Raw genomic sequence first — 13,605 nt, forward strand, 5'->3', positions numbered from 1 at the left:
CAATGGATAACGGTAATGGTACGAACAAATATGCACCGATGCCGGTGGCGTTCTTCGGCATCGGCGTCGGTGCGCTCGCCCTTGCGGGCGCATGGCGCGCGGCGGCACGCGTATGGACGATTCCAGAAGCGGTTCCCGTGCTGCTGACGGCGAGTGCGCTCGTCGTATGGCTCGCGGTTCTCGTCGCCTATGGGCGCAAGTGGCTCGTCGAACGCGACGCGGCCATCGCCGAGATGCGTCATCCGGTGCAGTCTTCGTTTTCGGCCCTCGTCCCGGTATCGATGATGCTCGCCGCGCAAGCCGTGCAGACGTATTCGCGCGAGCTTGCCATCGCGCTCTTCGTGATCGGCGTAGTGAGTTCGCTCGCGCTCGGCGTCTATCTGCAAGGGCGATTCTGGCAAGGCGGACGCAAACCCGAACTGACCACACCCGCAATCTATCTGCCGACGGTCGCGCCGAGCTTCGTCGCGGCAACGGCGGCGGCCGGTCTCGGCTTCACGCAACTCGGCATGTTGTTCTTCGGCGCGGGGGTGTTCTCGTGGCTCGCTATCGAATCGATCGTGCTGCATCGCGCGGCCGTGCATGAGCCGCTGCCCGAAGCGCTGCGCCCGAGCCTCGGCATTCAGCTCGCGCCGCCGGTCGTCGGAGGTGTGTCGTATCTCGCGATCACGCATGGCGTGCCGGATACGTTCGCCTACATGATGCTCGGCTATGGCCTCTATCAGGCGCTGATGCTGGCGCGTCTCATCCCGTGGATTCGTCAAAGCACCTTCACGCCTTCGTACTGGGCATTCAGCTTCGGCGCGGCAGCATTGCCGACGATGGCGATCCGGATGCTCGAACGCGGCGCCACCGGACCGATGGCGTGGATCGCACCGGTGGCCTTCGTCCTGGCGAACGTGGTGATCGGTTTGATGGTCGCGGGAACCGTGCGAGCGATAGTGCGAGGCAAGCTGCTGCCGGCCGTGAACGTGACAGCGCCGAAGGACAACGTGCTCTCCATCGAACGCCGTGCGGCAGCGGGCTCACGCTGAAGTCATGAGCCATCGGCGGAACATCACAAGATCAACACCTCGCCCGAACGCAACGCACGCAGCGAAACCCCCGGCAACGCGGCGCGCAGTTCATCCAGAATCTGCGCGCCGTGCGGCGGTTTCAGATGCGAAATCAGCAACTCCGCCTTCAGTTCGACGCCGCGCACGTCATCCGCGATGAGCCTCGGACAATAGTGATGCGCCGCATGCGCCAGCGCGATCTGCGCATCGGGAAACGCGGTCTCGACGATCACATGACGCAATCCGGGCAACGCGCAAACCGCCGCCCAGAACTCGGGATTGGTCGTCGTATCCCCGCTGAAGGCGAGGCACGCTGTCTCCCCGCACACGGCAAAACCCACTGCCGGCACCGTATGCCGCGCAGGCAATGCCATCACGGTGCGCCCATTCAACGTCACGCGCTCGCCAGTCTCCAGCGCTTCGAAGCGCACCCCCGGCGCATCCGGCGAAGGAATGCGCGTGAAGTCCGGCCAGATCAGATTGTTGAAGATATGCGCCTGCAGGATGTCGAGCGTCGCGCGGCTCGCGTGGACGGTCAGCGGCCCGCGGCGAGCTTCGCCCACGGCGTCGATCATGAGCGGCAGATACGCGATGTGATCCAGATGCGAGTGCGTGAGAAACACATGATCGATGCGCGCGAGTTCATCGTCGGTCAGCACGGCGACACCCGTGCCGGCGTCGATCAGAATGTCGTCATCGACGAGCAGCGCGGTCGTGCCGCCGGGATCGTCCGCCGCGTCCGGGCCAGTGCTGATCGCGCCGCTACAGCCGAGTACCCGAACATTCATGATGCGCCCCGCCTGATGGTTCATTTCGTATCGAATGCGCTTACGCAATCCCAGTCCTCGGGCAACGCGACGCCGCGCAGCGCATCGATACGCTTGCGATAGATCGCATACACCTGCCGCTCAGGATACTGCGCCGCGAGCGTCGCGAGTAGGGTTTCCGCCTCATCCCACTCGCGTGCGCGATAGTGCCCGAGCGCCGCGTGCCAGCGCGCGAGCGCATCGGCGTGTTCGTGCGGCGGCCGCGGCTCGAACACCGCGATCGGCGCGACACGTCCCTTCACGCGCACGCGGTCGATCTCGCGGAACACGACATCCGGCACGCGTTCGCGCGTCGCCTCGCCGACGATGATGTCGATGTCGAAGCGCCGCGTGAGTCCTTCGAGCCGCGCGGCGACGTTCACCGCATCGCCCATCACCGTGTACGCCTTGCGCACGGACGAGCCCATGTCGCCGACCGTCATCGGCCCCGTATTGATGCCGATGCCGATCCACAATGTCGGCCAGCCGCGCGTCGTGAGCGTGCGGTTCAGTTCGATGAGCGCCTCGCGCATGCCGAGCGCCGCGGCGACCGCATTGCGCGCATGATCAGGATCGTCGACAGGCGCGCCCCAGAAGCCCATGATCGCATCGCCCATGTACTTGTCGAGCGTGCCGCGATGCGCGCGGATCACTTCGGTCATCGTGCCGAGATACTCGTTCATCAGTTGCGCGAGCGCTTCCGGCTCCAGCGTCTCGGCGATCGCGGTGAAGCCGAGCACGTCGCAGAAGAGCACGGTCAGCTCCGCGCGACGGCCCGCCATGCTGTAGTCCTCGGGATGGCGGCTCATTTCCTCGACGAGTTCCGGCGGCACGTATTGCCCGAAGAGCGCGGCGAAATAACGCTTCGCGCGCGCCTCGACGAAATAGCCGTAGGACATGTTGAGCACGTAGAGCGCGAGCACCGTGAGCAGCAGCGACGCCACCGGAATCGACCAGCCGAGCCGCGCGAACGCGACGAGATCCGCCGCGACGATCGCCGCGAACAGCATCGCGCTGAAGAGCGTCGCGCGCGCGGGGATGTGCCACGGCCACAGAAAGATCATCGCGAGACCGGCGAGCACGAGCAGCGACGCCTGCAACGCGGCCGCGAACGGCGGCTCGAAGCGGATCGTGCCGTCGAGCATGCCGCCGATCAGGTTCGCGTTCACCTCGACGCCCGGATACACCTCGCCGACGGGCGTCGTGCGCTGATCCATCAGGCCGGGCGCCGTGGTGCCGATGAGCGCGATCTTGCCCGCGAGCGCGCCCGCCGGAATGCGCTGCGCCAGCACGTCGGCGATGGAGTAGTACGGGAAGCTGCCCGTCGTGCCGCGATAGGGGACGAGCGCCGCGCCGTTCTCATCGACGGGAATGACGCGTGTACCGCGCGGCGTCGCGAGCGCAAGGCCCGAAAGCGGCGCGGCAGGATCGGTCGGATCGTCGAAAACGGGTGTGACCGACGCGTCGCCGAACAGCGCGCGGAACACTTCGAGCGAGAGCGCGCCGTACACGCCGTCGCGAAACGCGGTGATGAGCGGCACGCGGCGCACGGAGCCGTCGAAGTCGATCACCGGATTGAAATAACCCGCGCGCCGCGCCGCGTTTTGCAGCGCGGGAAGGTTGCCGCCATAGCTCGTCCAGTCGAAGAGCGTGAGCGGATGCGTGCCGAACGCGCGCTCGCTCATCAGCGGCGCTGGAATCGCGCCGCTCGACGCATCCTGATTCGAGAAGTAATACCCGAGCACGACGGGATGGCCCGCGAGGGCATCGGCGAAGCGCTGGTCGTAGTTCAGGTGCGGCGCGAGCTGGTCGAGCGCCTGCCGGTAAGCGGCGTTATCGGCGAGCGCGCCGTGCGCGAGCTGGTCGAGCACGGCGAGGCCCGAGCTCGCGTCGGGTTCCGCGAACACCATGTCGAAGCCGAGCACCGCGATGCGCTCGCGCGAAAACAGCGTATCGACGAGCGTCGCCATGCGCGCGCGATCCCACGGCCAGCGGCCGAGTTCCGCGAGACTTTTTTCGTCGATGTCGAGGATCGCGATACGCGCGTCGGTCGTGCGCGGCATGAAGAGGCGCACCTTGGCGTCGTAGATCATCGCGGACAGGGAATCGATGAAGCGGATGTCGTAGCGCGCGAGCGCATGCCCCGCGAGCGCGGCGACGACGGCGAGCCCCAGCGCCCAGCGCGCGCCCGAGCGTCGCAGCACGAACGCGAGCGGCTCGCGCGCGCTCATTGCGCGGCCCGGATCTGCTCGTTCGCGGCGACGAGTCGCGCCGCCAGCACGCGCGCGACGAACTTGTGCATGCGCGCGGCGAGCGCGGGATCGTCGCTTTCCAGCCGCTTCAGCGTGGAGAGCGCGAGGCGCAGCACGACGGTCGGCTCATCGGCGACGACATCCGCGCTGCGGTGCGCGCCGGTGTACACGGCCATCTCGCCGACGATCGTGCCCGCGCCGAAGCTGCGCAGCCGCAACGTGCGTCCTTCGCCGACGGAGAGCGCCACCGTCACGCGTCCGGTTTCGACAAAGTAGATCGAATCGCCCGGATCGGCCTGGCGGAAGACGTACTCGCCGGGCGCGAGCGCGAGCGTGTCGAGATGCGGGCGCAGCGCGTCGAGCGTGTCGGGCAAGGTCGATGCGAACCCGCCCGCGCGCGTCGCCTGCGACGGCTTCAGCGCGCGCAGCATCTGCGTTTCGATCCATTCGAGACCGTTGTCGAGATCGGCGAATTCATGCGGGCCGCTCGCGCCTTTCGTATCGGTGATGCCTTTGGCGAACCACGCCTTCAACGCCGGCGAAAGGCCGGTCAGCACGAGTTGCGCGTTGGCGCGCGCGCACGCCTGGCGCAGCCGCACGAAGCTCGCCGTGCTCGACGCATCGACGCCATGCACGCGGGCGAAATCGACGAGCACGAAGCGCACGCCGGGGCGCGCATCGGGGGCATCGGCGCTCGCTTCGAGGCGCGCGCGGATATGCGTGAGTATCGAATACGCGGTGCCGAAGAACAGAAAGCCCTGCAACGCGACGCCGTAGAGCGCGCGGGCCTCGCCATCGAGCGCGCGGCTTTCGTCGACGGTGCGCTCGACGTTCGAGCGCCGCCCGCGTCCGTCGAACTCCAGGCGAAAGCAGTTCACGCGGCCATAGCGCACCACGAACAGCAGACACGCGGCGATCACGCCGAGCAGCACGCCCGCGACGATCCCGTACGCTTCGATGATCACCATGATCGCGGGAATCAGCAGATAGTCGTGCCACGGCAGACGCCGAAACGAGTTGATGAGCCATTCGTTGAGCATCGCCGCGCCGATGAAAATCTGCAGCCCGACGAGCACGGGCTTCGGCAATAGCGCCATCAGGCTCGGAAAGCGCGCGACCACGATGAGGCAGAACAACGCCGCGAGCACGCCGGCGCGCCGGCCTCGGACGCCGAGACGCCAGTTGGTGACCGTGCGCGTCATCGACTGCGCGCCGACGAGTCCGCCCGCGAGCCCGGTCAGCACGTTCGCGATGCCCGCCACACGCATCTCGCGATTGAAGTCGACATCGCGCGAGGCCGTCACGCCGATGCTCGTCGTGTTGAGCAACACGGTCATCGACGAGACCGCGGCGACGGCGAGAATCTCGGGCGCGCGCGAGACGAGCGTCGGCAGCCAGGCGTCGTGCAGCAGCGCGAACGGCAGGCGCATGCCGGTGATCGACTCGTAATGAAACAGCAGGCCCATGCGGCGCGCGTCTTCCAGCGTCTTGCCGGAGCCGTGCAGTCCGCCGTAGAAGATGGCGATGCCGAGCGCGATCATCGACGGCAACACGATCACGTAGCGCGACAGCGGCGTGATGCGCGTGAGCACGAGCAGCCCGACGCCCACCACGAGCGCGGGCACGCTCGCGAGCCACGGCAGCGCCATGACGAGCCGCGGCGTCGCGGCGCCGACGGGCGTGTCGGTGAGCACGCGCAGCGCGCCTTCGAGCAGCAAGAGGCCGGTGCCCGCGAGAAAGCCGCCGATCACCGGAAACGGGATGTACTGGATCGCGTTGCCGCGTTTCCAGTGCGCGAGCGCGAAGAGCAGCGCGCCCGTCGTCAGCGACGACACCGCGATCAGCAGCAGCACGGTGGCGAGCACGGCGTCATCGTCGCCGCCCGCGGCATGCACCGACAGCGCGACGGACGAGGCCATGCCCGCGAGCAGCGCGGTCGCGTTCGAATCGGGGCCTGCGATCATGAACGGCACCGAGCTCGTCAGCGCGACCACGAACGCGACGATCACGCAGCTCAAAAGCGCGGTCGGCATGCCGGCGGAAAGCCACGGCGTGAGGCCGGCCGAGAAAATCGTCGCGCCGTAGCCGGCGGCGTAGGCGAGCGCGAGCAGCGCGGTCAGCACGCCCGCGAGGGCATCGACGCCGAACGCCGCGATGGCCGCGTGAACGCTCGATGCGCCCGCGCCCGGCGATGCGCGCATGAGTTTCGCGTCGCGGCTCGTGTTCTCGCTCATCGCCGGTCCCGCTAGCGGCACGCCGCCGACGGCACCACCGGCGTGACGCGCGACGCCGGGAGCACGCCGAACGGCGAGCGCGCATTGATGACGATCGTGCCTTCGCCCGCGCGCACGATCTGCCTGTCGACCTGATTGATCACGACGATCTGCCCGTCGTAGACGACGATCTGATCGCCCTTGCAATCCGCATTCGCGCCGGGTTCGAGGTTCGCGCAATCGGTGACGGAATATTCGGTGCCGCGGATGCCGATGGTCGAAGTCGGCGTCTTCACGCGATAGTTTTCCGGCTTGCCTTCCTTCGCGACGAGTCCGTCGACGGCGCGCAATCCGCCTTTCACGAGCGACAGGAAACTGCGGTCTTCCTGCGGCGCGTTCGCCGCATAGTGGAAATCGTCGACGCGGAAGACCGAGCCGGGTTTCAGATACACGCGCTGCTTGTCGGTGAAGATCATCACGATCTCGGACGAGACGCCGGTCTGCACGGTGTCGCCGTTTTCGATGTTGCCGCCCATCGCCGCGACGCGCTGCGCGCCGTTCGCACCCTGAATCGCGACATTGCCGACGAGCGCGGTGATCGTCGCGACCGGCTCGGCCGACGCCACGCGCGCGGTCATCGCCAGAAGGAGAAAGAGGAGGTGTCGGGCGCGCATCGTGTTCGGTCTCAAAAGGACTTCGTGAGCGCGACCCAGAAGCGGTTCGCGTGGCCCGTGCCGAGCGTCGGCGGGACGTAGCCGAGGGTGTGCGCGTACGACATCGACAGCAGAAACTCGTGCGGCGCGGTGAAGGTCGCGCCGACGCCCAGTCCCGAAAGCCGCACGTGATTGCTGCCGGGGACGACCGGATGCGCGACGATCCTGCCATCGGCGGTATCGATGAAACCCGCCAGCGTGACAAGCACCGGCACGAGCGATTGCCTGATCGTCTGCCGCACTTCGAAGGTCGCGATATACGCTTCGTCGACGGGCGCATCGCCGGTCGCATACGCGCGCACCGCGTAGGGACCGCCGAGCGAAATCTGTTCGGACGAGTCGAGATTGCGCGAAGTCGTCTGGCCGTTGAGCGAGAAATAGAGCTGCGTGCCGTTGGCCTGATTGCCTATCACCTGCGTGTGCGTCGCGGCGAAGACGAACTTCGTGAACGAGCCCGCGATCTGCGACGCGACCTGCGCCGGCTGCGGCGACTTGAAGCGCAGGTTGCCTTGCTGGATGCTCGTGTCGAAGGTCGTGATGCTCTTTTCGAGCGTGAGATTGCCCGATACGCCGAGCCTTCCGACGTCGCTGTTCTTGTCGCTGACGGAATCGAACGCGCCCAGGTGATCCGACAGCAGCTTGTGGTCGAAGCCGAGCGTCGTGTACACGTTCGCCGCCGGCGAGCGCAGCAGCGGATAGCTTACGAACGTCGAGAAGACGTTTGCGCTGCCGTAGGCGTCGAGATCGTCGAACTGGCCGCCGACGGAATACGTCGAGCGCGTATAGCCGATGCCCCACGCGAGGCCGCTGCCGCCGACCGGCACCGTATAGCCGATGTTGCCGTAGAACTGCCCGGTGATCGAGCCGAGCAGCCGCGCGCCGAGCTGATCGCCGATGCCGAGCGGATTGTTCCATTGCAGCGCGCCGATGAGACGCGCGGTGCCGGTCGTCGCCTGGCCGTAGTTGTCGGCCTGCACGCTGCCCGACAACGGCCGCGCCTTCGGCACCTGCAGCGTCATGTTCGACGTGCCGGGCAGAAGCCCCGGCGAGATCGTCGCGTTCGCGCCCGTCGTGCCGGCCGCGTCCTGCGCGAGCAGCGTGGCGCGGGTCAGCGCGTGCTCGTCGATCACGTCGCCCGGTTTGAGGCCGCCGAAGAAGCGCGCGATGACCGCATCGCGCGTGCGCGACTGGTTATCGATGTCGATGCGCCCGTAGTGCCCCTCGCTCACCGCGATGCGCACGATGCCGTTGTCGATCTGCTGCGGCGGCACATAGGCCCGCGCCACCAGATAGCCGTGCCGGCGATAGAACGCGCTCACGCGATCGGCGGCGCTTTCGAGATCGTCGAGCGAACGGTCCGGGCCGATGAGCGGACGCACGGCGTCGAGCAGCGCCGCGGCGGGGAAGAGCGTGTTGCCGGTGAACTCGAAGCCCTTCACCTCGAAGCGGATGCCGCCGGGCGCACCCGATGCGGGCGGCGGCCCAGGCGTGGGCGTCACGTTCAGACGCAGGTCGGAGGGCGGCAAAGGCGCGGGCGATTGCTGCTGCTGTTCGCGCAGGATGCTGCCCGCATTCGGCAGCGCCTGGGCGTGCGCATCGCGCATGTCGCGCGCGCTCGCCGCGACGAGCGTCGCGAAAAGGACGGCGAGCCGGCGGGAAGCGCCGCTGCGGCGTCGTTCGCGGGGCCCGAAGCGTTGCACGCGCCCGGGCTTCACATGCGGCATACGTGACCGGGCCATGCGTCGTCCGGCAGGCGGCTGCCGTCGCTCGTCGAATCGGTGCGCTGCTGCACGAGCGGCGCCGACTCCGGCTGAAGCCCGGGCGTCGCATTGTAAAGCGGCGCGGGATTGGCGGCGTCAGTGCGCACGGAATCGAGAATGCCGGGCACCGTCGCCGCCGTCGTGACGACGGTCCCGGGCGTTTCCGGCGTCACCGGCGTTACCGGCTGCACGGGTGGCGAGGGCGGTGTCACGGGCTGAGCGGGCGCGCCCGCGATCCGCAACGTGCCGCCTTGCGTCGTGATCTTGTAACCCGTGGGGCCGCCCGTCGCGGTGATGGTGATCGCGTAGGTGCCGATCGTGGCTCCCGGCGCCGCGCCCGTGCTCGTCACCGTGAACACGAAAGGCTCGTGGATCGACGGACTGTCGGCGAATGCGCCGCCGTAGTTCGCGCCGTTATAGCGCAGCGCGATCGTGACGTCGTTCGGTCCGAGCGTGCGCGGCGTATCGAACGGCACGTCGAGGTTGATCGCCGTCAGCGTGACCTGTTGCAGCGCATTGAACGCGAAGCGGTTGCCCGATGCCGATGCGGCGCGCGCATCGGCGCCGCCCGTGTATGCGTCGCCCCAGAGCGCGAGATTGGCGCTTTGCAGGCCGCCGAATGCGTCCGAATCGGGCGCGTCCGAGTACACGAGCCAGCGTCCGTTGGGCGTCGCAAGCGCCTGCGCGCCCGCGCGATTCACGAAGGTCGTCGCCGCGAGCGTGATGGCCGTGCCGCTCGCGCGGCTCGCGACCGGTGCGGCGAGCGTGAGCGACGGCGCCGTGAGCGTCACCGCGCCGCTCGCCGAGACGCCCGTCAAACCCGCGATGTTGCCGATGGTGAGCGGCGCGCTATCGGCGAGAGCGATCGAACCGGCATTGGCGGCGAACGTGCCGATGCGATTCCCGGCGTTCGTCAGTTGATAGACGCCCGCACCGCCTTGCAGCGCGACGTTGGCGGCTTCGATCGACGCGCGCTGCGTGGCGCTGCCGGCCGTCGTCATCGAGAGCGTGCCGCGCGGCGCGCTGATGGACGCATCGAGCCGGATGCCGCTTTGCGCCGCGAGCGAAAGCATGTTCGACCCGCGCCACGCGACCGGACCGTCGATCAGCACGAAGCCGAACGGCGCGAAGCCCGGCGGCGACGCGGCGCCGATCGACACATTCGTCGATTCGAGCACGCGCGAAAGCGTCGCGCTCTGGATCGTGCCGAAGCGCCGTCCGATGTCATCGTCCGCGCCGACGAGCGCCGCGAAATCGCTCGCGATGCGCCACGTCCCGGTCTGCCCCGATGCTGCCGCCGTCGTGATCTGCGCGTCGGGTGCGACGCGCACCTGCGTGCCCGCCGTCTCGATGATGCCGCCGTTGCCGCCATTGGGCGCCGATGCGTCGAGCGTGCCGCCGACCTGAACGACGCCCGTGTCCGCGACGAGCCGGATCACGCCGTTCTGGTTCACGGCGCTGCGCGCGCGGATGATGCCCGTGTTGTTCACGACGTTGTTGAAAAGCGCGTCCTCGGCGCTCGCGGCGAGCCACGCCTGACCGCCATCGGCCTGAATCAGCCCGTGATTGGCCGCGAGCGCATTGAGCGCGCCGCGCTCCACCGACAAGCCGATCATGCTGTGGTCGCCGAGCGTGACGGCGATGCGTTCGCCCGCCGCGAGCGCCGCGAAGCCGCCGGGCGAATCGATCGTGCCGGCGTTGATCGCGCGCGTGCCGATCAACGCGACATAGCCGCCGGGCGCGCTCTCGATCGTGCCGAGATTTACGACCGCGCCGCCGCCGCGATGGTGATGATGACGCTCGCCGCCGGCGAACGTGTAATGGCCGCTCATGAAGTCGTTCGTCGACAGATCGAGCGACGAAGCGAGCAATCCTCCGACGTTCACCTGTGCGCCCGGCCCGAAGATCACACCGTTCGGATTGACGATGAACACCTGCCCGTTAGCGTCGAGCTTGCCGAAGAGCGCCGAAGGGCGCGGCCCGACGACGCGGTTGAGCGCGATCGCATTCGCGCCCGGCTGATTGAACGTGACCGATTCGCCGGGGCGCGTGCTGAACGAATTCCAGTCGATCGCGAGGCGGCCGCTGTTCTGCTGAATGGTCGTGTTCGGACCCGCGCTCGTCACGGAGCCCGAACCCCCGACGACGCGCGCGCCGGTCGGCTCCGCGTGCGCATACGCGAAGGCCGCGCTCAGTAGCGTGGCGGAGCAAAAACGCAGCGCGGGGGACGCGGTGCTTGCGCGCAGAGCCTTGATCATGTCGGCAGACTCCTTTCTGTTGCGCTGCATCGTCGTCACGAAATGCAGGCGCACCATCAAGCAGTTTAGTGTTCCGAATCATGCATGCAACTACGCGTTTAGAGAATGTACGCGGGCGTTGGCTGTGTGCGTTCGATTACGTACCTGATCACTTTATTTGTCTTAGGAATACGATGTATTTATATGACGTTCAGGCCGGCTCGTTCGCGAGCGTGCCTTCGACGAATTCGCGCAGAAACGCGACCCAGGTACGGATCTTCGCATCGAGATACTGACGGGACGCATACATCGCGTAGATCGTCATGCTCTGTAGTTCCCAGTCGGGCAACACGCGCACGAGCGAGCCGTTTTGCAGCCACGGGAGCGCCGCGAGCATCGGCAACGGAGCGATGCCGAGTCCGTTCGACAAGGCGACAGCGAGCGCATCGGCGGAATTGACGCGCAGGCGGCCGGGTTCCAGCTCCACTTCGTGCTTGCCGCGCGGGCCTTCGAAGACCCATCGGTCGACCGGGAAGAAGGTGGTCACGAGTTGAAGGCACGCGTGATTCGTCAGGTCCTCGATGCGCTGCGGCGCGCCCGCGCGCTTCAGATAGCCGGGCGACGCGCAGAGCACGCTCGGCATCGAGCAGATTTTCGTGGAAACGAGCGCGGAGTCGGGCAGGGTGGACGTGGTGACTTGCAGAAAGACATCGAAGCCTTCGTCGAGCATGTCGGGCACATGTTGCGAGAGCGTCAGCTCGACGCGCACCTGCGGATGTTCCTCCAGATAACGCGTGAGCGCGGGCACGACGTAGTGCTGGCCGAAGGTGATCGGCGCGTGCATGCGCAGCACGCCGCTCGGCGACACTTGCGCGTCACCCGCTTCGGCCTCGGAGAGATCGACGAGTTCGAGCACTTCCTTGCAGCGGGTGAGATAGCGGTTGCCGGCATCGGTGAGCGCCACGCGCCGCGTCGTGCGGTTCAGAAGACGCGTGCGCAAGTGCGTTTCGAGTTCCGTGACCGCGCGCGATGCCTGCGCGGTCGTAATGTCCATTTGCTGCGCCGCGACAGTGAAGCTCGCCGCCTCCGCCACGCGCGCAAAAATCCTCATGCTCCGCAGTAAGTCCATCGGCCCGGCATCCGTTTGACGAAGCCGGAACTATCCCACGGCGGTGCAAGGGCGCGCAACCGGCGTGGACGATGGGTGCCGGCTCGATATAAGCACATCCGTTTCAGGATTCACATCTGTTACAGCGCTTGTAACTCAGCGGGCAAGCGGCGCGGCTACGATGGATTCATGGCTGCATGCGAGTTCAGGAGCGCATCGCAGTCTCGGTGATGGCCTTATCTGAAGAGGACGAAATGAACATCAAGGGTTTGGTCGGGATCGGAATTGCGTTGTCGGCGGGCCTCGCTTGCGAAGCCGCGATGGCGGGCGTGAGCGTCGGCGTCAATCTCGGCGTGCCGGTGGCGCCGGTTTATGCCGCGCCCGTTTATGTCGCGCCTGCGCCCGTCTATGAGGCGCCTCCGCCACCGCCGCCTCCGCCGGTCGTGTATCAGCCGGCGCCGGTCGTCGTCGCGCCCGCGCCCGCCATCGTCGTCGGCTGGCATGGCGACAGGTACTGGGACGGTTACCGCTACTGGGGACGCCGCGACTGGTACGCGCATCACGGCGGCTACGGCTATCGCCACTGGTAAGCGGAGAACGAACGGGAGCGGGGCATCATCATGAAAACTTCATCTCGAACTCGAATCAGGGCGCTGATCGTGCCCGTCGCGCTGGTGCTGGCGGCCGGTCTCGGCGGCTGCGTATATGCGCCGCCTTATGGCTACGCGCCCGCGCCTGCATACGGCTACGCGCCTGCCTATGGGTACGCGTATGGGCCGGGGTATTACGCGGCGCCGTCGGTGTCGCTCGGTATCGGCTTTTCCGGCGGAGGCGGCGGGCACTGGCACGGACGCTGAGGCGAGCCTGAATCGAAGTGGAACGGCCGTTGCTGCGCTTTCTCCGACTCTTCAGGAGATAAGCGCAACATGGCTGAGCAAACCGTAACGCTTCAGGCGCATAGCGCGCGCTGCGAGCACTTCATGCTGCCGTCGAATGGCTGGGTGCCGAACAATTCCCGCCTGCCGGTGCTCGTGTGGCGCGGCGCGATCGATCCCAAAGCCTCCGACTGCGCCGCGCGTTTCGAAGCGCTGTTCGCGCAAAACGGCTGGCCGCCGCAATGGCGCGACGGCGTCTTCGACTATCACCATTTCCACTCGACCGCGCATGAGGCGCTCGGTATCGCTTCCGGGGACGCCGAGCTGATCCTCGGCGGCCCGCACGGCCGTGTGATCGCAGTCAGCACGGGCGATGCCCTCATCCTGCCAGCCGGCACCGGCCATTGTCTGCTGACGGCGGGCCGCCGCTTCCAGGTCATCGGCGCGTATCCGCCCGGTCAGCAATGGGATATCCGCCGCGACGCGATCAGCGAAGCAGAGCGTATCGCGATGGAAGCGCTTCCGTTCCCGAAAAGCGATCCGGTCGCCGGAGAAGACGGCCCGCTCGCGCGTCACTGGCGCTGAA

The 13,605-nt window shown here is 67.3% G+C and carries 11 protein-coding genes; 4 read left to right on the top strand and 7 right to left on the bottom strand.

What is annotated here, in order from left to right:
- The first annotated feature begins 2 nt into the window (after positions 1–2).
- Positions 3–1,034: a dicarboxylate transporter/tellurite-resistance protein TehA gene (gene tehA, locus IAG25_RS09975; protein ID WP_187604719.1), complete on the top strand. Its 1,032-nt coding sequence runs from the start codon at positions 3–5 to the stop codon at positions 1,032–1,034.
- Positions 1,035–1,057: 23 nt separating this feature from the next.
- Here the strand turns inward: tehA and IAG25_RS09980 are convergent, their stop codons facing one another.
- The 7 genes from IAG25_RS09980 to IAG25_RS10010 all read right to left on the bottom strand — a co-directional run bounded on the left by IAG25_RS09980 (position 1,058) and on the right by IAG25_RS10010 (position 12,165).
- Complete coding sequence (locus IAG25_RS09980; protein WP_187604720.1) at positions 1,058–1,843, bottom strand: 3',5'-cyclic-nucleotide phosphodiesterase; 786 nt, start codon at positions 1,841–1,843, stop codon at positions 1,058–1,060.
- Positions 1,844–1,863: 20 nt separating this feature from the next.
- Positions 1,864–4,092: a CHASE2 domain-containing protein gene (locus IAG25_RS09985; RefSeq protein WP_187604721.1), complete on the bottom strand. Its 2,229-nt coding sequence runs from the start codon at positions 4,090–4,092 to the stop codon at positions 1,864–1,866.
- Positions 4,089–6,347, bottom strand: coding sequence for an SLC26A/SulP transporter family protein (locus IAG25_RS09990; RefSeq protein WP_187604722.1), 2,259 nt, complete (start codon positions 6,345–6,347; stop codon positions 4,089–4,091). Before IAG25_RS09990 ends, IAG25_RS09985 begins: the two co-directional genes overlap by 4 nt.
- Positions 6,348–6,358: 11 nt before the next feature.
- Complete coding sequence (locus IAG25_RS09995; protein ID WP_187604723.1) at positions 6,359–7,000, bottom strand: FecR family protein; 642 nt, start codon at positions 6,998–7,000, stop codon at positions 6,359–6,361.
- An 11-nt stretch (positions 7,001–7,011) separates the two neighbouring features.
- Positions 7,012–8,778 (bottom strand): ShlB/FhaC/HecB family hemolysin secretion/activation protein, encoded by a 1,767-nt coding sequence (locus IAG25_RS10000; protein ID WP_255503621.1) that lies wholly within the window; start codon positions 8,776–8,778, stop codon positions 7,012–7,014.
- Positions 8,751–11,057: a two-partner secretion domain-containing protein gene (locus IAG25_RS10005; protein WP_255503622.1), complete on the bottom strand. Its 2,307-nt coding sequence runs from the start codon at positions 11,055–11,057 to the stop codon at positions 8,751–8,753. The genes IAG25_RS10000 and IAG25_RS10005 overlap by 28 nt, the downstream gene beginning before the upstream one ends.
- Positions 11,058–11,247: 190 nt before the next feature.
- The gene (locus tag IAG25_RS10010; protein WP_187604724.1) at positions 11,248–12,165 is read right to left on the bottom strand and encodes a LysR family transcriptional regulator; all 918 of its coding nucleotides are present in this window, start codon (positions 12,163–12,165) and stop codon (positions 11,248–11,250) included.
- Between the two features lie 233 nt (positions 12,166–12,398).
- On the opposite strand from IAG25_RS10010, the gene IAG25_RS10015 reads away from it, so the two are divergent.
- The 3 genes from IAG25_RS10015 to IAG25_RS10025 all read left to right on the top strand — a co-directional run bounded on the left by IAG25_RS10015 (position 12,399) and on the right by IAG25_RS10025 (position 13,604).
- Positions 12,399–12,734 (top strand): hypothetical protein, encoded by a 336-nt coding sequence (locus tag IAG25_RS10015; protein ID WP_187604725.1) that lies wholly within the window; start codon positions 12,399–12,401, stop codon positions 12,732–12,734.
- Positions 12,735–12,764: 30 nt separating this feature from the next.
- The gene (locus IAG25_RS10020) at positions 12,765–13,001 is read left to right on the top strand and encodes a hypothetical protein (RefSeq protein ID WP_222946454.1); all 237 of its coding nucleotides are present in this window, start codon (positions 12,765–12,767) and stop codon (positions 12,999–13,001) included.
- A 69-nt stretch (positions 13,002–13,070) separates the two neighbouring features.
- Positions 13,071–13,604 (top strand): cupin, encoded by a 534-nt coding sequence (locus tag IAG25_RS10025; RefSeq protein WP_187604726.1) that lies wholly within the window; start codon positions 13,071–13,073, stop codon positions 13,602–13,604.
- Position 13,605: the final 1 nt, after the last annotated feature.

Origin of the sequence: Caballeronia sp. EK, from assembly GCF_014384845.1 — a bacterium.
GTDB lineage: Bacteria > Pseudomonadota > Gammaproteobacteria > Burkholderiales > Burkholderiaceae > Caballeronia > Caballeronia jiangsuensis.

Excerpts from the sequence above, each read along its gene's own strand:
- tehA (WP_187604719.1), top strand. The coding sequence starts at position 3 with ATGGATAACGGTAATGGTACGAACAAATATGCACCGATGCCGGTGGCG.
- IAG25_RS09980 (WP_187604720.1), bottom strand. The coding sequence starts at position 1,843 with ATGAATGTTCGGGTACTCGGCTGTAGCGGCGCGATCAGCACTGGCCCG.
- IAG25_RS09985 (WP_187604721.1), bottom strand. The coding sequence starts at position 4,092 with ATGAGCGCGCGCGAGCCGCTCGCGTTCGTGCTGCGACGCTCGGGCGCG.
- IAG25_RS09990 (WP_187604722.1), bottom strand. The coding sequence starts at position 6,347 with ATGAGCGAGAACACGAGCCGCGACGCGAAACTCATGCGCGCATCGCCG.
- IAG25_RS09995 (WP_187604723.1), bottom strand. The coding sequence starts at position 7,000 with ATGCGCGCCCGACACCTCCTCTTTCTCCTTCTGGCGATGACCGCGCGC.
- IAG25_RS10000 (WP_255503621.1), bottom strand. The coding sequence starts at position 8,778 with ATGGCCCGGTCACGTATGCCGCATGTGAAGCCCGGGCGCGTGCAACGC.
- IAG25_RS10005 (WP_255503622.1), bottom strand. The coding sequence starts at position 11,057 with ATGATCAAGGCTCTGCGCGCAAGCACCGCGTCCCCCGCGCTGCGTTTT.
- IAG25_RS10010 (WP_187604724.1), bottom strand. The coding sequence starts at position 12,165 with ATGGACTTACTGCGGAGCATGAGGATTTTTGCGCGCGTGGCGGAGGCG.
- IAG25_RS10015 (WP_187604725.1), top strand. The coding sequence starts at position 12,399 with ATGAACATCAAGGGTTTGGTCGGGATCGGAATTGCGTTGTCGGCGGGC.
- IAG25_RS10020 (WP_222946454.1), top strand. The coding sequence starts at position 12,765 with ATGAAAACTTCATCTCGAACTCGAATCAGGGCGCTGATCGTGCCCGTC.
- IAG25_RS10025 (WP_187604726.1), top strand. The coding sequence starts at position 13,071 with ATGGCTGAGCAAACCGTAACGCTTCAGGCGCATAGCGCGCGCTGCGAG.